The sequence below is a fragment of the Ensifer aridi genome, assembly GCF_002078505.1.
Classification (GTDB): Bacteria; Pseudomonadota; Alphaproteobacteria; order Rhizobiales; family Rhizobiaceae; genus Sinorhizobium; species Sinorhizobium aridi.
Genome location: NZ_LUAV01000016.1, coordinates 242,654 through 263,829 on the forward strand (window position 1 = coordinate 242,654; position 21,176 = coordinate 263,829).

The 21,176-nt window shown below is 62.5% G+C and carries 20 protein-coding genes; 11 read left to right on the top strand and 9 right to left on the bottom strand.

From position 1 onward, the window contains the following. Positions 1 to 2 precede the first annotated feature (2 nt). From AYK65_RS16425 to AYK65_RS16445, 5 genes are all read left to right on the top strand, one after another. Positions 3 to 416 carry an RNA-binding S4 domain-containing protein gene (locus AYK65_RS16425; protein WP_026615364.1) on the top strand — a complete coding sequence of 138 codons (414 nt, stop codon included), beginning with the start codon at positions 3 to 5 and terminating at the stop codon, positions 414 to 416. A gap of 317 nt (positions 417 to 733) precedes the next feature. Next, positions 734 to 1,072, top strand: a complete 339-nt coding sequence (gene fdxA / locus AYK65_RS16430) for a ferredoxin FdxA (protein ID WP_026615363.1) — start codon at positions 734 to 736, stop codon at positions 1,070 to 1,072. A gap of 408 nt (positions 1,073 to 1,480) precedes the next feature. After that, entirely contained in the window at positions 1,481 to 2,050 is a 570-nt protein-coding gene (locus tag AYK65_RS16435) for a CarD family transcriptional regulator (protein WP_046120574.1), read from the top strand. 429 nt (positions 2,051 to 2,479) lie between these two features. Continuing rightward, positions 2,480 to 3,346 carry an RNA polymerase factor sigma-32 gene (locus tag AYK65_RS16440; protein WP_026615361.1) on the top strand — a complete coding sequence of 289 codons (867 nt, stop codon included), beginning with the start codon at positions 2,480 to 2,482 and terminating at the stop codon, positions 3,344 to 3,346. Positions 3,347 to 3,570: 224 nt separating this feature from the next. Then, positions 3,571 to 4,212 carry a LysE family translocator gene (locus tag AYK65_RS16445; RefSeq protein ID WP_046120575.1) on the top strand — a complete coding sequence of 214 codons (642 nt, stop codon included), beginning with the start codon at positions 3,571 to 3,573 and terminating at the stop codon, positions 4,210 to 4,212. 59 nt (positions 4,213 to 4,271) lie between these two features. On the opposite strand, the gene AYK65_RS16450 is transcribed toward AYK65_RS16445, so the two are convergent. Beyond that, the gene (locus tag AYK65_RS16450) at positions 4,272 to 4,952 is read right to left on the bottom strand and encodes a cupin domain-containing protein (protein ID WP_026615360.1); all 681 of its coding nucleotides are present in this window, start codon (positions 4,950 to 4,952) and stop codon (positions 4,272 to 4,274) included. A gap of 201 nt (positions 4,953 to 5,153) precedes the next feature. Here AYK65_RS16450 and AYK65_RS32415 point away from each other — a divergent pair, with 201 nt between their 5' ends. Continuing rightward, on the top strand, positions 5,154 to 5,363 hold the full coding sequence (locus AYK65_RS32415) for a hypothetical protein (protein ID WP_026615359.1): 210 nt from the start codon (positions 5,154 to 5,156) through the stop codon (positions 5,361 to 5,363). Between the two features lie 93 nt (positions 5,364 to 5,456). Here the strand turns inward: AYK65_RS32415 and ispG are convergent, their stop codons facing one another. The 4 genes from ispG to AYK65_RS16475 form a co-directional block, all read right to left on the bottom strand. Continuing rightward, entirely contained in the window at positions 5,457 to 6,710 is a 1,254-nt protein-coding gene (gene ispG, locus AYK65_RS16460; protein WP_026615358.1) for a flavodoxin-dependent (E)-4-hydroxy-3-methylbut-2-enyl-diphosphate synthase, read from the bottom strand. 143 nt (positions 6,711 to 6,853) lie between these two features. After that, positions 6,854 to 8,047: an MFS transporter gene (locus AYK65_RS16465; protein WP_026615357.1), complete on the bottom strand. Its 1,194-nt coding sequence runs from the start codon at positions 8,045 to 8,047 to the stop codon at positions 6,854 to 6,856. Positions 8,048 to 8,075: 28 nt separating this feature from the next. Beyond that, entirely contained in the window at positions 8,076 to 8,462 is a 387-nt protein-coding gene (locus AYK65_RS16470) for a VOC family protein (protein WP_026615356.1), read from the bottom strand. Then, a complete protein-coding gene (locus AYK65_RS16475; protein WP_026615355.1) occupies positions 8,459 to 9,241 on the bottom strand; it encodes a DeoR/GlpR family DNA-binding transcription regulator in 783 nt (260 codons plus the stop codon). Before AYK65_RS16475 ends, AYK65_RS16470 begins: the two co-directional genes overlap by 4 nt. Positions 9,242 to 9,514: 273 nt before the next feature. Between AYK65_RS16475 and AYK65_RS16480 the strand changes: the two genes are divergently transcribed. The 3 genes from AYK65_RS16480 to AYK65_RS16490 all read left to right on the top strand — a co-directional run bounded on the left by AYK65_RS16480 (position 9,515) and on the right by AYK65_RS16490 (position 12,028). Next, a complete protein-coding gene (locus AYK65_RS16480; protein ID WP_081159091.1) occupies positions 9,515 to 10,288 on the top strand; it encodes an amino acid ABC transporter substrate-binding protein in 774 nt (257 codons plus the stop codon). A gap of 301 nt (positions 10,289 to 10,589) precedes the next feature. After that, positions 10,590 to 11,270: an amino acid ABC transporter permease gene (locus AYK65_RS16485; protein ID WP_026615353.1), complete on the top strand. Its 681-nt coding sequence runs from the start codon at positions 10,590 to 10,592 to the stop codon at positions 11,268 to 11,270. Beyond that, positions 11,267 to 12,028 (top strand): amino acid ABC transporter ATP-binding protein, encoded by a 762-nt coding sequence (locus AYK65_RS16490; RefSeq protein ID WP_046120579.1) that lies wholly within the window; start codon positions 11,267 to 11,269, stop codon positions 12,026 to 12,028. The genes AYK65_RS16485 and AYK65_RS16490 overlap by 4 nt, the downstream gene beginning before the upstream one ends. A gap of 133 nt (positions 12,029 to 12,161) precedes the next feature. On the opposite strand, the gene AYK65_RS16495 is transcribed toward AYK65_RS16490, so the two are convergent. The 3 genes from AYK65_RS16495 to AYK65_RS16505 form a co-directional block, all read right to left on the bottom strand. Beyond that, a complete protein-coding gene (locus AYK65_RS16495; RefSeq protein WP_046120580.1) occupies positions 12,162 to 12,431 on the bottom strand; it encodes a hypothetical protein in 270 nt (89 codons plus the stop codon). A 99-nt stretch (positions 12,432 to 12,530) separates the two neighbouring features. Next, on the bottom strand, positions 12,531 to 15,989 hold the full coding sequence (gene pyc, locus AYK65_RS16500; RefSeq protein ID WP_081159009.1) for a pyruvate carboxylase: 3,459 nt from the start codon (positions 15,987 to 15,989) through the stop codon (positions 12,531 to 12,533). Between the two features lie 130 nt (positions 15,990 to 16,119). Beyond that, positions 16,120 to 16,860 (bottom strand): LuxR family transcriptional regulator, encoded by a 741-nt coding sequence (locus tag AYK65_RS16505; protein ID WP_081159010.1) that lies wholly within the window; start codon positions 16,858 to 16,860, stop codon positions 16,120 to 16,122. Between the two features lie 377 nt (positions 16,861 to 17,237). Here AYK65_RS16505 and AYK65_RS16510 point away from each other — a divergent pair, with 377 nt between their 5' ends. Beyond that, positions 17,238 to 18,995, top strand: a complete 1,758-nt coding sequence (locus tag AYK65_RS16510; RefSeq protein WP_026615348.1) for a glucan ABC transporter ATP-binding protein/ permease — start codon at positions 17,238 to 17,240, stop codon at positions 18,993 to 18,995. A 168-nt stretch (positions 18,996 to 19,163) separates the two neighbouring features. Next, entirely contained in the window at positions 19,164 to 19,799 is a 636-nt protein-coding gene (locus AYK65_RS16515) for a hypothetical protein (protein WP_139793199.1), read from the top strand. A 149-nt stretch (positions 19,800 to 19,948) separates the two neighbouring features. Here the strand turns inward: AYK65_RS16515 and AYK65_RS16520 are convergent, their stop codons facing one another. After that, a complete protein-coding gene (locus AYK65_RS16520; protein ID WP_046120583.1) occupies positions 19,949 to 21,106 on the bottom strand; it encodes an OpgC family protein in 1,158 nt (385 codons plus the stop codon). Positions 21,107 to 21,176 lie beyond the last annotated feature (70 nt).

Below are 21,176 nucleotides of genomic sequence, written 5' to 3' on the forward strand. Positions count from 1 at the left end.
CCATGGAGAAACAGCCATCGTCCGCGCCTGCCTCGCGCCAGCGGCTCGACAAGTGGCTGTTCTTTGCCCGGTTGATCAAGTCGCGCTCGCTGGCCCAGAAGGCGATCGAGGCCGGTCACGTCGCGATCAACGGCGAGCGGGCGACGCAGTCCTCCGCTCAGGTGAAGGCGGGCGACATGCTGGAGCTGTCGCTCGAGCGGCGGGACCTCGTCGTAAGGGTGCTTTTGCCCGGATCGCGGCGCGGGCCCTACGAGGAGGCGCGTCTGCTTTACGAAGACCTGACGCCCGACACACCCGCCGTCAGGCGCACACCCTTCGAACAGGCAACGCGCGAGCGCGGTGCCGGCCGGCCGACGAAACGGGAGCGGCGCGAAACGGATCGCTTGAAGTCCGATTTCGACGAGGGAGACGACTAGCACGCCTCTCGCGGCAAGCGCAGGGCTTGGCCGAAGGCGCTCCTTCGTCCAGCCTCGGTGAGAGGCCCGGGCTGGTTTTGGGATGTTCGATCCCGGACCGTTGCAACGCTGGAAAACTCTGCCCGCTCCGTGGCAAATCGCGCATGGATTATCCTTGCAAAGGCCGCCCAAAGCCTTTACGTGACAAGCCAAGTTGAGTGGCATCCGGGTCTGCTTCGGCAGCTATGCGCGTCGGGCATTCCTAGCATGCGCGGACGGTGAAGCATCACCGTTGATTGCCGTTTGCCACCAAATGTGAGCATTGGCTGGAGTACCTCATGACGTATGTCGTGACCGACAACTGCATTCGCTGCAAGTATACGGACTGCGTGGAAGTCTGCCCGGTGGATTGCTTCTATGAGGGGGAGAACTTCCTCGTCATCCACCCGGACGAGTGCATCGATTGCGGCGTCTGCGAGCCGGAATGTCCTGCCGAGGCGATCAAGCCGGACACCGAGCCGGGCCTCGATAAGTGGTTGAAGATCAACGCGGATTTTTCCACGCAATGGCCCAATATCACGAAGAAGAAGGATCCGCTGCCGGAGGCAGAGGAGATGGACGGCATCGAAGGGAAGTACGAGAAGTATTTCTCTGACAAGCCCGGAGAGGGCGACTAGAGCCGCCGGCCGCTCGTTCGTGGCGGCTGACGCAGGACAGAAAAGGCGAGGCCGGAAATCTGGGGAAATCCCGCCGGCACCTCGCAAGCGCGAGCGTGGTGACTTGATCGTTGCCATGCAGCAAATTATTGATTTCGGCACTTTTTTGTGATAGGTTTCTGGCACTGATCCACAGAGGGTGCTTTTGCGCGCCCGAAAACCAGCACGAAAGCAAACGATTTCCACCGCGCGGCACTTTCCAGATATGCAACGTTCCGTTGCCCTGACCGCGGCATATAAGCTTGTTTGCGTTTCGTTGGACGGACCAGGATGGACCCACCCGGCGGTATCCCCGTCTATCCCGGGCCTGACCGACCCGGCCCCGGCCCGTGAAGAGGCCGGGTGCGCACTAGGGAGTGTTTGAAACGAATGACGATCCAGCAGAAAAAATCTTCAACGCGCCAAGGCTTCAAGACCGGTGAATCGATCGTTTATCCGGCTCATGGCGTTGGCCAGATTGTCGCGATTGAGGAGCAGGAAGTTGCCGGCATGAAGCTCGAGCTTTTTGTCATCGACTTCGAAAAGGACAAGATGCGCCTCAAGGTGCCGGTAGCCAAGGCTGTGAGCATCGGCATGCGCAAGCTGTCCGAAACCGATTTCGTCGACCGTGCGTTGAAGGTTGTGCAGGGCAAGGCGCGCGTAAAGCGGACCATGTGGTCGCGCCGCGCCCAGGAATACGATGCCAAGATCAACTCCGGCGATCTCATTTCCATCGCGGAAGTAGTGCGTGATCTCTATCGTGCCGAGAACCAGCCGGAACAGTCCTATTCCGAGCGCCAGCTCTACGAAGCCGCTCTTGACCGCATGGCGCGCGAAATCGCTGCCGTGAACAAGATGTCCGAAACCGAAGCCGTTCGCCTTGTCGAGGCCAATCTCAACAAGGGGCCGAAGCGCGGCAAGGCCGTCGAAGAAGAAGATGCCCAGGACGAAGCCGCTTAAGCGCCTCACCTGCAAGGCAGTCATGAAAGCCCGGCCATGCGCCGGGCTTTTTTTATGCTTGCGGCTTTGCTTGCGCTCGCCCGTGGTCGGCCCTTCCGCCGCACAACTTTGAACGGCATGCTTCAAAGACGGGGCCGCAGGCAATCTTTGCCGTGCATAAGGCCTCGCTCTGCAATTCAAAATCGTTGTTGTTCCGGGAACTTTTCGAGCCGGCGCACGTTTCTTACTCTCGGCAGGGGGGCATCCGCCTGTGCTGCCGGGCGATCTTGGCTCTGTGATCCTCACCGTTTCAGGTTCGTATTCTTCGATTTAGGGCGCTTCCTCATTTCGTCAAGCAGCGCCACGGTCCCGTTGCCGAATGCCGCACAAGGCGCTCGGCTCCTTCGAGTTCAATCGTCATGGCGCCTCGCGCCAGCTACGGAGCGATCGATGAAGACCCTCACAGCAGACAGGCGTATGATCAAGATTGCAATGGACGCACCCTATCTCGAACGGGAGGAGGAGCACGCGCTCGCGCAGGCCTGGCGGAACGAAAACGACCAGGAGGCCCGAAACAAGATAGCAATGTCGCATATGCGCCTGGTGATCGCGATGGCGGCGAAATTCCGCAGTTTCGGGCTGCCCATGGGCGATCTCGTGCAGGAGGGTCACATCGGCCTGCTCGAGGCCGCGGCCCGCTTCGAGCCAAGCCGCGACGTGCGCTTCTCGACCTACGCGACCTGGTGGATTCGCGCTTCGATGCAGGATTATGTGCTTCGCAACTGGTCGATCGTGCGCGGCGGCACAAGTTCGGCACAGAAGGCGCTGTTCTTCAATTTGCGCCGGCTGCGGGCGCGGCTCGCTCAGGGCGACCGCCAACTTACATCGCAGGCTATGCATGAGGAAATCGCCGCGGCGCTCGGCGTCAGCCTTGCCGACGTGCAGACCATGGACGCTCGCCTTTCCGGCAATGATGCGTCGCTGCAGGCGCCGGTCGGCAGCGGCGATTCGGATGGCGGCGCACGCCTGGATTTCCTGGCGAGCGACGCGCCTCTGCCCGACGAGCAGGTCAGCGATCTGATCGATGGCGAACGCGCCCGCCGGTGGCTGCACATCGCGCTCGGCGAGCTTACCGAGCGCGAGATGAAGATCATCAGCGCGCGGCGCCTGTCGGAAGACGGCGCGACGCTGGAAGAACTCGGCGTCGCCCTCGGTATTTCGAAGGAGCGCGTGCGGCAGATCGAGACACGGGCGCTCGAAAAATTACGTGCGGCGCTGACATCCAAAGCGCCGGCACTGACCGCAGCCATGCATTAAGGCGAGAAACTCCGGCCGGAAATTGCCGGCCGGACTTTCGCCTCCAGCCCTCCCCCCGTGTGGCCCCGCCTGTGGGAGGGGCATATCCGTTCTTCGTACAGGTTGGACCTGCCGGCAGGCGCGTGAGGGAACGTCGGCGGAGTTTCCGCGCATCCCATGTCCGGTTGGCATCGACCGACGGCTCGGCTACTGTCTCCGTCCGAAACACAAACGGACGGCACCCGATGCTCGATCTGACACCCTATCTGCCGCAACTTCTCGTCGCCTGGACCGCCTATATCATTGCCGTCGCATCGCCGGGGCCGGCCGTTCTGGCGATCATCGCGACCTCTATTGCCCAGGGGCGCAAGGCAGGCCTCGCGCTTGCCTTCGGTGTACTGAGCGGCAGCTATACCTGGGCTATGCTGACGGCTTCGGGGCTCTCTGCGCTCATCAGGACCTATGGCCAGGCAATCGTCTTCCTGAAGGTCGCCGGTGCCTGCTATCTCTTCTGGCTTGCCTATAATGCGCTCAAGGCGGCGATGCGGGGCGATGCTCCCAAGGCTGCCCTTGGTGTTCCGCTGCAGATGCCGCTGAAGAAACTCTATCTCAAGGGGCTCGGCATTCACCTGACCAACCCCAAGGCGATCTTCGCCTGGATCATGCTGGTCTCGCTCGGCATGCCGGATGGCGCACCGGTCGCCGTCACCGCCGCATTTATCGGCGGCTGCATGCTGATCGGCCTCGTCATCTTCTGCGGCTTCGCGATCGTCTTCTCGCTCTCGCCGGTGCACCGCGCCTATCTCAGATCGCGGCGGGTCATCGAGAGCCTGATGGCCGGCTTCTTCGCCTTTGCCGGCCTGAAACTGCTGACAACGCGGCTTTGATCATCAGGGGAAACATGCAGCAGATAATTGCCCTTGAACCGCTCGACGGGACGCCCGGACTATTCCGGCATCGGGAGCACATCCGGATGCATGAGAGGCGCATCCTTCAGCCAGATCCTTGCGCCTTCCGCGCCGATGATCGCGATCAAGTCGGTGCCGGCGGGTAAGCGGCCCCAGCTCTCTGGCTCCAGTGTTTCACCACCGATGGTCAGCCCGCCCGAGAGGACCAGGAACTCCAATCCACGTGTGTTTGCGACGCTGATTGTTTCGTCGGCCTGCCAGTCCTCGAGCCGGACTTCTTCACGGCCATCGTCGAACAGGATGGTCGCGGCGCTGGCGCCGGGACGAGGTGTTGCACGCTCGCCCTCGCCGGGCCGGCAAACGATCTGAGTCTGATCCCCATCACGGAACTGCCAGAGCCGGACGAAGATCGTGCAGCCCTCTTTCGCGGCGGGGATATGCGACGTGCCGGGCGGATTGCGGAAATAGCTGCCGGCCGGATAGTCGCCATGCTCATCCTGGAAGACGCCTTCCAATACGAGGATCTCTTCGCCGCCACTGTGCGTATGGCGCGGGAAGGCACTGCCGGGGGCATAGCGCACGATCGAGGTGGCGCGGGCAACCTCGCCGCCGACGCGGAAAAGCATGCGGCGATCCACGCCGGCGGCGGGACTTGGCACCCAGTCCAGCTTCGCGGCATGGACAATGACGGGCTTCGACAGATCGTCGTTAATGCGCATCACGCGTCTCCTTCATGGTCAGGACCATCCGAGACTTGACGTTGCCCGACTTCATCTTCTGGCATGCCTCGAATGCCTTCTCCAGCGGCATCGTCTCGATCTGCGGGCGCACACCGGTGAGGACGCTGAAGTCGAGCGCCTCTCGCTCTCGTAGAGCGTGCCGGTGATCGATCCAAGCACGCTGCGCTCGCCGACGACGAGATGGCCGGCCGATACGGGCAACGGGTCCTTGCCCGCGCCGAGCAGCACGACACGGCCGCCGGCGCAGGTCCTGCCATCAGCGACAATACCGCTTCAGCATTGCCGATGGTAGGGATGATGGCCTTTGCCCCGCTGGAAGGCGCCATGTTGCTGGCAAATGTTCTTTCCAGGCCCTCAGCCTTCGATGAAGCGGTCGCGGCGCTCTCTTAATAGAAGCGCACGCCGAGCGCTGTGCCTACAGCGACCTTGCGCGTCTGATTGGGCGCGCAGCGAGGCGAAACCGCGTGGCAATCGACGCCGAGGTTATTCGGCAGCCGCCTGGCCGTGGCCGAAGCGCTTCTCGATATAGTCGGCGACGAGAAGCTGGAATTCCTCGGCGATCTTCGGTCCGCGAAGCGTCATCGCCTTCTGGCCGTCGATGAAGACGGGAGCGGCCGGCATCTCGCCGGTGCCGGGAAGAGAAATGCCGATATCGGCATGCTTGCTTTCGCCCGGACCGTTGACGATGCAGCCCATCACGGCGACCTTCAGCGCCTCGACCCCCGGATATTTCTCGCGCCAGACCGGCATGCTTGCGCGGATATCCTCCTGGATCTTCTGGGCAAGCTCCTGAAACACGGTCGAGGTGGTGCGGCCGCAGCCGGGACAGGCGGCGACGACCGGGATGAACTGGCGGAAGCCCATGACCTGCAAAAGCTCCTGCGCCACCTGCACCTCGCGGGTCCGGTCGCCGCCGGGCTCTGGGGTGAGCGAAATGCGGATCGTGTCGCCGATGCCCTGCTGCATCAGGATGCCGAGCGAGGCGGAGGAGGCGACGATGCCCTTGGTGCCCATGCCGGCTTCGGTAAGGCCGAGATGGAGCGCATGATCGGAGCGGGCGGCGAGCATCGCGTAGACGGCGATCAGGTCCTGCACGCCGGAAACCTTCGCGGAAAGGATGATGCGGTTGCGCGGCAGGCCGAGCTCCTCGGCAAGTTCCGCCGAGAGCAGTGCCGATTGCACGATCGTCTCGCGGGTCACCTGCTGCGCCGTCAAGGGCGAGCCGTTGGCCTTGTTCTCGTCCATCAGCCGGGTCAGCAGTTCCTGGTCGAGCGAGCCCCAGTTGACGCCGATACGCACCGGCTTGTCGTAGCGCATCGCCATCTCGATGATCTCGGCGAACTGCTTGTCCTTCTTGTCCTTAAAGCCGACATTGCCCGGGTTGATGCGGTATTTCGCGAGCGCCTCGGCGCAGGCCGGATGGTCCGCCAGGAGCTTGTGGCCGATATAGTGGAAGTCGCCGACGAGCGGCACGTCCATGCCGAGGCGCAACAGCCGCTCGCGGATCTTCGGCACGGCAGCGGCGCTTTCGTCGCGGTCGACGGTGATGCGCACCAGTTCGGAGCCTGCCTTATGGAGCGCCGCCACCTGCGCGACCGTCGCGTCGATGTCGGCCGTGTCCGTATTCGTCATCGACTGGACGACGACCGGCGCACCGCCGCCAACGATCACACCGCCGACATCGACGGCGACCGAGGCGCGGCGCGGCTGTGGCTCGAAATCGAAGGCAGAAGACATGAAAGCCTCTTCTTGGGTCCCGTTGTAGCGGAGCGGAAACGGACAGAGAAACGCTCCGCGCTTTCGCCTTCTGAGGTGGAGGACGAAAGCGTGCTTGTCAACGGCAACATCACGCAGTGACGGCGAATTGATGGCGGGCGTTGTTAGTGTCCCTTGCTGTGATCCGCATGAACCGCGTGATGCGACAGCAGGAGAACGACGACGAAGAGGACGGGGATCAAGGTGAAGATGATGGCAAAGCCGCTGTGCTCCGCGATGAAGCCGATCAGCGACGGCGCGAACAGCATGCCGGAATAGCCCATGGTGGTCGCGACCGCGAGCCCGATGCCCGGCTGCAGGCCGGGCATGTTGCCGGCCGCCGAGAAGGCGATCGGCACCATGTTGGAAATGCCGATGCCGGCAATGGCAAAGCCGAGGATCGCAACGACAGCGTTCGGTGCAAGCCCGGCGAGAACCATGCCGATGAGCGCCATCACGGTGCAGATGCGCAAGGTCCGTTTCGCGCCGAGGAGATCGCGCACATGGTCGCCGGCAAAGCGCATCGCCGCCATCGTCGCCGAGAAGGCGGCGAAGCCGAAGCCGGAGAGCTCGATCGAGGCACCGAGTTCATCTTTCAAGTAGAGCGCGCCCCAGTCGAGCACGGCGCCTTCCGGCACCATCGAGAACAGCGCCATCAGACCGATGAGCCATGGCAAGGGCGTCATCGGCAGCCTGAGCTTCTCCTTTGCGGCGGCAGGATGCGGCTGATCGGCAAGGATCATCGGCCACGCAACGGCGAGGACGGCGAGGCAGAGGCCCGTCACGACCACGGCATGCGGCAGCACGCCAAAGCGCGCCATGAGGAAACCACCGATTCCGGCGCCGATCAGGCCTCCAAGGCTCCAATAGGCGTGGCAGGAGGACATGATGGCGCGCCGCATCGACTTCTCGACCTCGACGGCGTTGGCGTTCATCGCGACGTCCATGGCCCCGACGAAGCCGCCGAGCAGGAACATGCCGATCGCCGCCGTCCAGACGTTCGGTAGGAGGGTCAGCACGAGGAGCAGCGGCGAGAGGGCGATCGCCGTCATCTTGACGACCTTTTGCGAGCCGAGCCGGGCGATGAAGCCGCCGGCGATCGGCATCAGCACCAGAGAGCCGACGCCGAACACCAGGATCAAAAGACCGAGGACACTTTCGCCGATCCCGAGCTTCTCCTTGAATTCCGGAATCTTGGGCGCCCAGCTTCCGGTGACGAAGCCATTCATCAGGAACAGGAGGGACACGGCGAGCCTGTTCTTCGACATGTACGCCTGCCGAACCACGGCTTTCGGGGCGGTCTCTGTGCGCTGATCCATGGGTGAGCCCTCTGCCGGATCGTCCGGCTCAAATGGTGATTTCGATGAGATTGCCGTCGGGATCGCGGATCACGGCTTCGTAGAAGCCGTCCCCCGTCCATCTGGCTTCGGAGACAAGCAGGCCCTGCCGTTCCGCGCGCGCCGCCAGGTCGTCCACGGCCTGGGCGCTGCCGAGCGACAGCGCGACATGCGCGTAACCCGCGCGCTCGACCTCCGGCCCCTCGGGCGGCGCCAGCCACGGTCCCTCCATGACCTCGATCGAAGGTCCCGCCCCAAGCGTCAGAAAGCGTGAGCGGAAACCGGGGCGGCGACGGCTTTCATAGACGGCGCCGGCCTCGGCACCGAGGAAGCCGACCCAGAAAGCCGCTATTCGCTCGATGTCTTTCGTCCAGAGAGCGACATGCGCGATGCTCATCGGGCAGCCTCCTTGGCGAACACGATGCTGGCGCCGTGCGCCGTGAAGGCTGCGACCTGCGCTCGCGGCGCATCCGCCTCGAGAACCAGCGTCAAGCCGCTGTCGATGCCGATCACCGCATGCGGCGCCGCCGTGCCGAGCTTGTCGCTCGTGACGGCGGCAAGGACGGCGCGGCTTCTCGAAGCGATCAGGCGCTTGAATTCCGCGTCTTCGAAATGGAAGGCCGTCAGCCCCGCCTCTGCATCGACACCGCAGGTTCCAAGCACGCAAAGGTCTGGCCTGAGCAGCTCGGCGTCACGCTGCGCCCTCGCCCCGACGGCCGCGCCGACGGCCCGGTTGAGCGCGCCGCCGATGAGAATGACATCGATCTCCGGCTTCTCCATCAGGGCAGCCGCGATCAGTGGCGTGTTGGTGGCGATTGTGGCCGAAAAGTCCGGCGCTATCGCGCGGGCGATCGCCAGATTGGCCGAACCGGCGTCGAGGAAGACCGTCATGCCGGGGCGGAGAAAACGTAAGGAAGCCTGCGCCAGCGCCGCCTTCCGCTCCGGCGCAAGCGTGGCGCGCTCGTTCAAAGGGCCGGCATCGGGAGCGAGCGGCAGGGCGCCGCCATAAACGCGCTCGCAAAGCCCGGCCGCGGCCATCTCGCGCAGATCGCGACGGATCGTGTCCTCCGACACCCCGAGCTCGCGCGCGAGATCGGCGGCCAGGACCCGGCCTTCGCTCTTCAGCCGTTCCCGGATCAGACTTTTTCTTTCGCGCAGCAGCAGGTCCGTCGCCATCTCTTCAATCGTGCATAAACGTGCATGAATCGATGTAAACGTGAGTACCACCTGAGATCGCAGATTTCAATACGGCTTTTTGCAAAACCGCAACGAGAGCCGGAACATTTGGGTCGGGAGCGTTTTGGATGGTAATCGGCCGTTCGAAGAAAAATCTTCATCGAAAAGGCCCTGCAATTGGTCTTTTATATGCTCAGAAAGGCACCGCTTTGTGCGAGTCTCGCCGCAATCCGGATGACGGGCCGGAGAACAACAAAGATGGACATGAAAACAATGAAACTTCTTCCGACGCTTTTCGCTGCCGCCCTTCTGCAACTCGCCGCTTTCGTGCCGGCGCAAGCGGGATCGAACCTCGACGAGATCAAATCCGCCGGCGTGCTGAAGATCGGCACGGAGGGGACTTACGCTCCCTTCACCTATCATGATGCCAGCGGCGCTCTCGTCGGCTTCGACGTCGAGATCGGCCAGGAAGTCGCCAAGCGGCTCGGCGTCAAGGCCGAGTTCCTCGAAGGCAAGTGGGACGGTCTGATCGCCGGCCTCGACGCCAATCGCTACGACACTGTCATAAACCAGGTCGGCATCACCGAGGAACGCAAGAAGAAATACGATTTCTCGGAGCCCTACATCGCTTCGAAGGCGGTGCTGATCGTCCGTGGCGATAATGAGGAGATCAAGGACTTCGCCGACCTGAAGGGCAAGAAGGCCGCCCAATCGCTGACCAGCAACTTCGGCAAGCTCGCTCAGGCCTCGGGCGCCGAACTCGTCGGTGCCGACGGCTTCGACCAGTCGATCCAGCTCGTGCTGACCGGCCGCGCCGACGCGACGATCAACGACAGCCTCTCCTTCCTCGACTTCAAGAAGCAGAAGCCGGACGCCAACGTGAAGATCGCCGCCGAGCAGGCCGATGCCGACTATTCCGGCATCATCATCCGCAAGAACGAGCCGGAGTTGCTCGACGCCATCAACAAGGCGCTGGCCGAGATCAAGACGGACGGCACCTACGAGAAGATCTCGCAGAAATATTTCGGCGCCGACGTCTCGAAATAACGCTCGCGAAAGACCCCTCCCCAACCCTCCCCACAAGGGGAGGGCGATCAACCTGCAACGCCGCACCCACACGGGACCTCAGCTTCCGACGTAAGATCCAACCGGGAGGGTAGACGCTACAGGCACGCGACGAAAGGATGCACAGCCCATCCCTTCCCTTGTGGGAAGAGTGGCCCGAAGGCCGGGAGGGCTCCCACGGAACAGTTGCATGGGATGCGGGCTTCACACCCTTCCCCATCCTGCTCTATGAATCGCGATCCGTTCCGGCGTTCGGGACGGATCGCGTTTGAAAGGTTCTCCCTTGCCCCACTGGCTTCAATTGATGGCAGATGCGTTGCCGACCCTGCTTTGGGCGGGCCTGATCTTCACGATCCCGCTGACGCTCCTCTCCTTCATTCTCGGCTTGGCTCTCGGGCTCGTCACCGCCATTGCCCGGCTTTTCGCGCCGGCGCCGCTCGTCGCCGTGGCGCGCTTCTATGTCTGGGTGATCCGCGGCACGCCGCTGCTTGTCCAGCTCTTCGTCATCTTCTACGGACTGCCGAGCCTTGGCATATTGCTTGACGCCTTCCCCGCCGCGCTGATCGGCTTCACGCTCAACATCGGCGCCTATACATCCGAAATCATTCGCGCAACGATCTCCTCCGTCCCGCGCGGGCAGTGGGAAGCGGCCTATTCGATCGGCATGAGCTGGAGTCAGGTCATGCGCCGGACGATCCTGCCGCAGGCGACGCGGGTCGCAATCCCGCCCCTCTCGAACACTTTTATTTCGCTCGTCAAGGACACCTCTCTCGCCGCTGCGATCACCGTGCCGGAACTTTTCCAGACGGCGCAGCGCATCGTCGCGACGACCTATGAACCGCTGATCCTTTATATCGAGGCGGCGCTGATCTATCTTGCGATGAGTTCCGTACTGTCGGCCCTGCAGGTGAGGCTGGAGCAACGCTTCGCCCGCTATGGTGGCTTCCTGGAGGCGCGCGCATGATCGAGCTCTCGCACATCGTCAAGCGCTTCGGCACCAACACGGTCCTCAACGACATCAGCGTCACGCTGGCGGAAGGCACCGTGACCGCACTCGTCGGGCCTTCCGGCGGCGGCAAGAGCACGCTTCTGCGCTGTGTCAACCTCCTGGAGATCCCGACCAGCGGAACAATTCGGCTCGGCGATGAGCGGCTGGAATTCGCCGCCGGCCAAAAGGTCGGCTGGCGGGCGATCCAGAAGCTCCGCCGCCAAACAGGCATGGTGTTCCAGAATTTTCAGCTTTTCCCTCACCAGACCGCGATCGGCAACGTGATGGAAGGCCTTGTGACCGTTCTCAAATGGCCAGCCGACCGCGCCCGCGCCCGCGCGCTCGAACTACTGGAGAAGGTCGGCATGGCACACAAGGCTGACGCGTGGCCATCAACGCTTTCCGGTGGCCAGCAGCAGCGCGTGGCGATCGCCCGAGCGCTCGCTCCTTCGCCGCGCGTGCTCCTCTGCGACGAGCCGACCTCTGCGCTCGACCCGGAGCTCGCCGAGGAGGTGGTGGAGGTGCTCAGCCGTCTCGCCCGCGAAGGCACGACGATGATCATGGCGACCCACGATCTGCGTCTCGCCTCCCGCGTCGCCGACCACGTCGTCTTCCTCGACGCCGGCGTCGTCGTCGAAAGCGGCCCGCCGCGCAAGATTTTTTCTGTGCCTGAGCGTGAACGCACGAAGCGGTTCATCGCCTCGCTTAGTGCGCCGATGAGCTATGATATTTGAACAATCGGGCGAACGAACCGGGTTCGCGTGGCACCCCTCTCCACGATCATCCTCGGGTCTGACCCGGGGTCAAGCCCGAGGATGACGGCGGGGGAAGGGCTGCGGGCAAGAACGGGGGCAGGCAAAGTCGACTTCAGGCGCTCTTCCAGAGCTTAACTGCGAAAAGCATTATTGCCATTAACCAAACCAACCCGACCATGAAGGCGGCGCCGTTGGCTCCGAGACACTCGCTCTCAGCTATTTTGCAAGATTGATTGACCCCGATGTGCAAGCTGACAGCACCAGCGAGTAAACTCGAGCATGCGATCAGAACGCTGACCAGCGGTCTCACGCCGAAATTCAGGCCAATTGCCGCGGCGAACAAGACAACAAGAGGTCCAGTCAATGTGAGCAGGAGTGCCATCATCGCCTCCACTTCGCACGAGACCCGGCAAGCGCCTGTGTTCGGGAGGCCGGCCGGGACCAATCCGGCCGTTCCTATCAGGCAGGCCCCGCGGGCCCGTCACCCGCCAAACACGATCAAAAGATCCTTCGCATCGATCTGGTCGCCGGCTCTCACCAGCACCTCGGCGATCACCCCGTCCTTCTCCGCGTGCAGCGCCGTTTCCATCTTCATCGCCTCGATCGACAAGAGCACGTCGCCGGCCTTGACCGGCTGGCCGGTGACGACCGCGACGGTGGAGATGACGCCCGGCATCGGTGCGCCGAGATGTGCCGCATTGCCGGCCTCGGCCTTGCGGCGGATGGCGGTCGAAGCACCGCGGTTGCGGTCCGGGACCTTGATCGAGCGCGGCTGGCCGTTCAGTTCGAAGAACATCTTGACCATGCCCTTGTCGTCGATCTCGCCCTGTGCCTGGTTGAGGATGACCAGAGTCTTGCCCTTCTCTATTTCAGCGAAGAGCTCCTCGCCCGGCGCCATGCCGTAGAAATAGGCGGGCGTCGGCAGCACGCTGACCGGTCCGTAAGTCTCGCAAGCCACCGCATAATCGGTGAAGACCTTCGGATACATGAGGTAGGAGGCAAATTCGAAATCGTCGACCTTGCGGCTAAGCTTCTCCTCGATTGTCTTGCGCTCCTGATCGAGATCGGCATCTTCCAGAAGCGAGCCGGGACGAACGGTATAGGCCGTCTCGCCCTTCAGCGCCTTCTTCTGCAGCGCCTCCGGCCAACCGCCCGGCGGCTGGCCGAGATCGCCCTTGAGCATCGATACGACCGATTCCGGGAAAGCGATGTCCTTCGTCGGGTTCTCGACATCGGCGACCGTCAGGTCCTGTGAGACCATCATCAGCGCCATGTCGCCGACGACCTTGGACGACGGCGTCACCTTGACGATGTCGCCGAACATCCGGTTGGCATCGGCATAGGCCTGCGCCACCTCGTGCCAGCGGGTCTCGAGCCCGAGCGAACGCGCCTGTTCCTTCAGGTTGGTGAACTGGCCGCCGGGCATCTCGTGCAGATAGACTTCGGACGCCGGCCCCTTTAGGTCGCTTTCGAAGGCCGCATATTGGTGGCGCACCGCCTCCCAGTAGAAGGAAATGCGGCGGATCCATTCCGGATCGAGGCCGGGGTCACGCTCCGAGCCGCGCAAGGCCTCGACGATCGAGCCGAGGCAGGGCTGCGAGGTGTTGCCGGAAAGCGCGTCCATCGCCGCGTCGACGACATCGACACCGGATTCGACAGCGGCGAGCACCGTCGCTGCGGCAATGCCGGATGTGTCGTGCGTGTGGAAATGGATCGGCAGATCGGTCGATTCTTTGAGGGCCTTGAAGAGCACCCGTGCCGCCGCCGGCTTCAGGAGCCCTGCCATGTCCTTCACGGCGATGATATGGGCGCCGGCCTTTTCCAGCTCCGCAGCGAGCGCCGTATAGTATTTCAGGTCGTATTTCGGCCGCGCGGAGCTGAGGATATCGCCGGTGTAGCAGATCGCCGCCTCGCAGATCTTGTTCTCTTGCGCCACCGCGTCCATCGAGACGCGCATGTTCTCGACCCAGTTCAGGCAGTCGAAGACGCGGAAGACGTCGATGCCGCCCTTGGCCGCCTGGCGGACGAAGTATTTAACGACATTGTCCGGATAGTTCTTGTAGCCGACGCCGTTGGCCCCGCGGAGCAGCATCTGCAGCAACAGGTTCGGCGCGCCTTCGCGCACCATCGCCAGCCGCTCCCACGGATCCTCGGTCAGGAAGCGCATCGAGACGTCGAAGGTCGCCCCGCCCCAGCATTCGAGCGAGAAGAGGTTCGGCAGCGCCCGCGCATAGGTGCCCGCAATCCGGGCGATGTCGTAGGTGCGCATGCGGGTGGCGAGCAGCGATTGGTGGCCGTCGCGCATCGTCGTGTCGGTCAGCAGCACCTCAGGCTGCGCCTTCACCCATTCGGCGAACTTCTTCGGCCCGAGCTGATCGAGAAGCTGCTTGGTGCCGGGCTTCACCTCGCCGCCGATGAACGGCACGACAGGAGGCGCGATGTCGTCGGACGGCTTCGGCCGGCCCTTCGCCTCCGGATGGCCGTTGACGGTGACGTCAGCAAGGTAGGTCAAAAGCTTGGTGGCGCGGTCCTGGCGCTTCACCTGCTGGAAAAGCTCCGGCGTCGTGTCGATGAAGCGGGTCGTGTAGCTGTTGTCCTGGAATTTCGGGTGGCGGATGATCGCTTCGAGGAAGGTGAGGTTGGTCGCCACCCCGCGGATGCGGAATTCCCTGAGCGCCCGGATCATGCGCTGGATCGCTTCCTGCGGATTCGGCGCCCAGGCGGTGACTTTTTCCAAGAGGGGATCGTAGTAGCGGGTGATCACCGCGCCGGAATAGGCGGTGCCGCCGTCGAGCCGGATGCCGAAGCCGGTAGCGCCGCGATAGGCGGTGATGCGGCCGTAATCGGGGATGAAGTTCTGCTCCGGGTCTTCCGTCGTGATGCGGCACTGTAGCGCGTGACCGTTGAGGCGGATGTCTTCCTGGCGCGGCACTCCCGATTCCGGCGTGCCGATGGCAAAGCCGTCGAGGATGTGGATCTGCGCCTTGACGATGTCGATGCCGGTCACCTGTTCGGTCACCGTATGCTCGACCTGGATGCGCGGATTGACCTCGATGAAGTAGAACTTGCCGGTGTCGGCATCCATCAGATACTCGACGGTTCCGGCGCCGATATAGTTGGTCGCCTTGGCGATCTTCAGCGAGTAATCGGCGAGTTCCTGGCGCTGCGCATCGGTCAGATAAGGGGCCGGCGCGCGTTCGACGACCTTCTGGTTGCGCCGCTGGATCGAGCAGTCGCGCTCGAAGAGGTGGACGACATTGCCGTGGGTGTCGCCGAGGACCTGGCTTTCGACGTGGCGGGCGCGCTCGACGAGCTTTTCGAGATAGACCTCATCCTTGCCGAAAGCGGCCTTCGCCTCGCGCTTCGCCTCCGTCACTTCGCGGATCAGGTCCTTGGGGTCGCGGATCGCCCGCATGCCGCGGCCGCCGCCGCCCCAGGAAGCCTTCAGCATCACCGGATAGCCGATCTCCTCGGCGAGGCGTGCGATTTCCGCCGGATCGTCCGGCAGCGGATCGGTTGCCGGCACGACCGGCACGCCGATCGAGATCGCCAGGTTGCGGGCCGCCACCTTGTTGCCGAGCTGGCGCATCGTTTCCGGCTTCGGGCCGATGAAGGTGATGCCGTTATGAGCACAGGCCTCGGCGAATTCCGGGCTTTCCGACAGAAGACCGTAGCCCGGATGGATCGCGTCGGCGCCCGACAGCTTGGCGACGCGGATCACCTCGTCGATCGACAGATAGCTTTCGATCGGTCCGAGATCCCGGGCAAGATGCGGACCGCGCCCGACCTGGTAACTCTCGTCCGCTTTGAAGCGGTGGAGCGCCAGCTTGTCCTCCTCAGCCCATATCGCGACCGTTTTAAGCCCCAGCTCATTGGCCGCGCGGAAGACGCGGATGGCGATTTCGGAACGGTTGGCAACAAGGATCTTTGAGATGGACAAGTCGGACTCCTCAATAGACTTGAAACGCGGGAATGCTGCACCCGCGAAAAGAACTATTAGCGAGTCAAGGAATGAAGTGCAATTTCAGATGCGACACCGAACCTAACCCATTCGGTCAGGCTACTGTCCTTTAGGAAATCAGCCCCAAACGGAAGGCGATGGCGACGACATAGTGCCGGTTCTTAGCCTTCAGCTTTTCCTGGATGCCGTTCATGTACCAGTCGACCGTGTGGCTCGAAATGTCGAGCACCTTGCCGATGTCGTTCGAGGTCATGCCGTCGGCGAGATAGTTCAGCGCCTCCATCTCACGCCGCGTCATCTGCACTTCGACGCGCGAGACGAGCTCGGCCATGATCTCGGGATCGGTGAGTTCGAGCAGCTTCCAGAACAGCCGCTTGGCGATCGCATCGAAAAGGCTGAGTTCCACCGGGCTGAGATCGACCACCCGGCCGCCGACCGTCAGGTTGCCCATCAACCCGCGCCGGCCGTGCACCGGAAAGATATAGCCGTCGAACAGGCCGTGGTTGCGCGCCTCGATCATCATGCTTTCCATGCGCTTGCGGTGCGGGTCCGAACGGAAAGCGGCCAGCGTGTCGCGCCAGCGGAAGCCACGCTGGGCATGGCCGAGATAGCGGATCGTCGGATCGATGACGACGTATTTCTTGCGGATATAGATTTGCGGCCAGCCCTCCGGCCAGCGCCCGGCGAGAAGCAGACGCAGCGGGTTCTCGTGCGGTTTCGGCTGACGCACGACGCCATAGAAGTCGAAGCCGCAACGGTCGAGCAGGCGCTCGAACTCGGGCAGAATCTCCTCGCGCGTCTTCATCTCCTCGAGAAGCGCCAGAAACTGTACGAGCAACGTAATATTCATGAAACACCTTCAGATCGGAACGCGCGGCACAACGCTTCATAGCCACATGAACGCGCCGTTCAGAAGCCATTCATGTTGCAACCGCGATAATTCTTCATATCACGCCCGGTCTTGCAGGGAACCTGCAAAAACTCGGAGTCGAGACGCCAAGATAGCGAACGATGGATCATCCCGCCAACCCTCCCATGGCACCGATGATCCGGCCGCCTGACCCGTCCCGCCTCCGATTTTTTTTTCAGGAGAACGCAGAGACCGTCACACGCGGCTTTGTCGGCCCGCAGGGGTGGAAGAAATGCCATCGCTGCCGTCTGCAGAGGCGCAACGCAGCCGCATCGCGTTGTTGCGGCACCAATCCGATGCCCAGAAGGGGTGAGACAGTGTCTTTATTCCAAGTGTATGCAAGAGCGCTTCAGTATCTTGCTGTTCACAAACTCCGCGTCGGTGCGATCGTCGTCGCCAATATCGTGTTGGCCGTCATCACGATCGCCGAGCCGATTCTGTTCGGTCGCATCATCGATGCAATCTCATCACAAAAGGACGTCGCGCCGATGTTGCTCATGTGGGCGGGCTTCGGCGTCTTCAACACGGTCGCATTCGTTCTCGTCTCCCGCGAGGCCGACCGCTTGGCGCATGGCCGCCGGGCGACGCTCCTGACCGAGGCCTTCGGCCGGATCGTCTCGATGCCGCTTTCCTGGCATAGTCAGCGCGGCACGTCGAACGCGCTGCACACGCTGCTGCGTGCCTGCGAGACCCTCTTCGGCCTTTGGCTCGAATTCATGCGGCAGCACCTCGCGACCGCGGTGGCCCTCGCCCTCCTGGTGCCGACCGCCTTCGCGATGGACGTCCGCTTGTCGCTCGTGCTCGTCGTGCTTGGCGCGGCCTATGTGCTGATCAGCAAGGTCGTGATGAACCGCACGAAGGACGGCCAGGCCTCCGTCGAGAACCACTACCACACGGTCTTCTCCCACGTCTCGGACGCGATCAGCAACGTTTCCGTGGTGCACAGCTACAACCGCATCGAGGCGGAAACCCGGGAACTCAAGAAGTTCACCGAGCGGCTGCTCTCGGCGCAATTTCCGGTGCTCGACTGGTGGGCGCTGGCGAGCGCGCTCAACCGCATGGCCTCGACCATCTCGATGATGGCGATCCTCGTCATCGGCACCATCCTGGTACAGCGCGGCGAGCTCGGCGTCGGCGAGGTGATCGCATTCATCGGCTTCGCGAACCTGCTGATCGGTCGTCTCGACCAGATGAAGGCCTTCGCGACGCAGATATTCGAAGCGCGCGCCAAGCTCGAGGATTTCTACCAGCTCGAAGATTCGGTACGCGAACGCGAGGAGCCGGCGGGCGCCAAGGAACTGACCGGCGTCGTCGGCGAGGTCGAATTCCGCGACATCTCCTTCGACTTCGCCAACTCCGCTCAAGGGGTGCGCAACGTCTCCTTCAAGGCCAAGGCCGGCCAGACGGTTGCCATCGTCGGCCCGACCGGCGCCGGCAAGACGACGCTCGTCAACCTCCTGCAGCGGGTACACGAGCCGAAGCACGGCCAGATCCTGATCGACGGCGTCGACATTTCGACGATCACCCGCAAGTCGCTTCGCCGGTCGATCGCCACCGTCTTCCAGGATGCCGGCCTGATGAACCGCTCGATCGGCGACAACATCCGGCTTGGCCGCGAGGATGCCTCGCTGGAGGAGGTGATGGCGGCGGCGGAAGCCGCAGCCGCGAGCGACTTCATCGAAGACCGCCTCAACGGCTACGACACGGTTGTCGGAGAGCGCGGCAACCGGCTCTCGGGCGGCGAACGCCAGCGCGTCGCCATCGCCCGCGCCATCCTCAAGAACGCGCCGATCCTCGTCCTCGACGAGGCGACCAGCGCTCTCGATGTCGAGACCGAGGCGCGCGTCAAGGAAGCGATCGATGCGCTGCGCAAGGACCGCACGACGTTCATCATCGCCCACCGGCTTTCGACGGTGCGCGAGGCCGACCTGGTGATCTTCATGGATCACGGCCGGATCGTCGAAATGGGCGGCTTCAACGAGCTCAGCCACAGCAACGGTCGCTTCGCCGCGCTGCTCAGAGCAAGCGGGATCCTCACGGACGAGGATGTCCGCAAGAGCCACACGGCGGCTTGATATCGTCACCTCCCGCTATCGAAATGCCCCGGAACTCCGGGGCATTTTTCTTTTCACCACAACAAATTTGCATGTTGCGCGCGTGCAGCGGCCCGACGGGAAGAACGGCTGAACTTGCGAAACGTGGCGACAGCCTTCAGCGACTTTGCAATCCTAAAGGGGATAGCCATGACTGAAGTCCGATTTGAGCTTAAGGACATTCCTGACGGCGTGCGCGAACTACCTCGTGATGAGCAGGACCTCGTGCGCGACATGTTGGAGAAACAAGTTTGCTCGACGGACATGGGCGATAACCTCATGCCCGATCGCAAGCTCCTGGCGCCAAGGGCGGGAGTGCCGACTCGGCTGTTGGAAGGAGCTCTTGGGATAGAGGGAGCGCGTTTCGGCTCTTGGACTGAGAAAAGCTTTGATGCGTTTTTCGAAGAGCATCTTGCGGGCGGCTGCTATCTTTGGGTCCAACCCTACAAAAGCGGTCCGGAGCCTGTGTCGTTCGCGCCGTATAGTCGGCTGAGACGTGACTGGCTGTATGTCTATGCGACTGAAGCTGGAATGCGCCCTTGCGGCATGACGCGTAGGGACGGCCGCCTGTCATTGTTGTCGAATCTGGACTGCGATTTTACTTTTGTATTCGGTGAAACAGATCTTGTTGCGAGCTTCGATAGCGCTTTCGGTGGAAGGGAGAGGATTTGCATTGAATTTGCCGACTTCTTGAAATCCACCTCGGTTGATCTCGGGGAGGGTGACATCTACGCCTTCATGAGAACCTACCTGCCAAGAATTGGCGGATGCGATGAACGCCATTGAGGTCCATCCGACGAGTTCGACGATGATGGCAGGAGTTCCGGCAAGCTAGACGATCGGCGGTTTCAATAGCGTTGGATCTCGCGTCTATGCTGCCCTACAATCAACGCCCCGAACGATCCATCTTCTCCGCGCCCCTCGCTTGTTCGCCTCTACGCCGGCCTGAGCGGCTTCGCGACCGCCACCTCCTTCAGCCACTCTAGGTAATAGGCATAGACGAAGTGCAGCCCGATGCCACCGAGGACGAAGAGCGAGCCGATGATCGGGTTTCTGCCGGTAACGAAGAGTAGCACCTGGCCCGCCATCGCGAGGATCGTTCCGAAGATGAAGACGGCCAGCGAATGGCGGCCGATCATCACCAGCGGGTGGCTGCTTTCGAGCCTCGTCAGCCGGCTGATGACCGGAACGATGGCGAGGAGATAGGCGAGCGCCAGGACGTGCAGAAGCCGCGTCAGCGACAGGAATGTCTTATCGAAGCCTGTGAGCACCGCCGGCAGCCCGAAGGAAAGGTCGATGCTCCACCAGGAGAACAGCACCCAGAAGGCGGAAATCAGCAGATAGGCGGCGGAAAGACCGATGAGCCACGGACTTCGCGGCAGACGGCCACCCTGCCGGACATGGTTCATGCACAAAATGCCGATCACGAAAAGGAACTGCCAGGACCAGGGATTGAGGAACCAGTAGCCTTCGTCGAGGAAATTATATGGAACCAGCTTGAAGCAGCCCGCTGCGAGCCAGAGCGTTGCCGAAAGCGCGAACAGAAGGCGCGGGCTGGCTGCATTCAGCCAGAGGATTCCCGGCAGCAGGAGGAACAGCACCGCATACATCGACAGAATGTTGTTGTAGCCAAGCTGGTGACCGAGGAGCACCATGGCGACGATGCCCTGCTCCGCCTGGTCGACAATCGGGCGAATGTTGATTTCGCCGATCAGATCCTGGCGGCCGAAATAGAGAGCACCGCCGGCGAAGATCGCGAGCGTCACGACGCTGGTCATGATATGCGCGACATAGAGCGTCAGCGCCCGCCGCCATATTTTCAGCGTGAGCGCGAGACGCGCGCCGTTCACGAACTTGCCCGCATAGGCCACTCCGACCGAAAGGCCCGAGATCAATACGAAAGCCTCGGCCGAATCGGAAAAGCCGATGTTCTTGTGCGTCAGATATTCGAGATATTGGCCGGGCACATGGTTGACGAAGATGGTCAACAGGCAGAGTGCTCGGAAAACGTCAAGGCGTGTATCGCGGTACGTTGGAACCGCGTAGGCGACCTTGACCTGATCGTTGCCGGTCCCAAAAGTCTTTTGCAGCATGCGGTTGTTATCCGGGATTTGGCGCCCCGCCCCACCCCTTGTTGAAACCGGACGCGTCCGGAACTCCCGG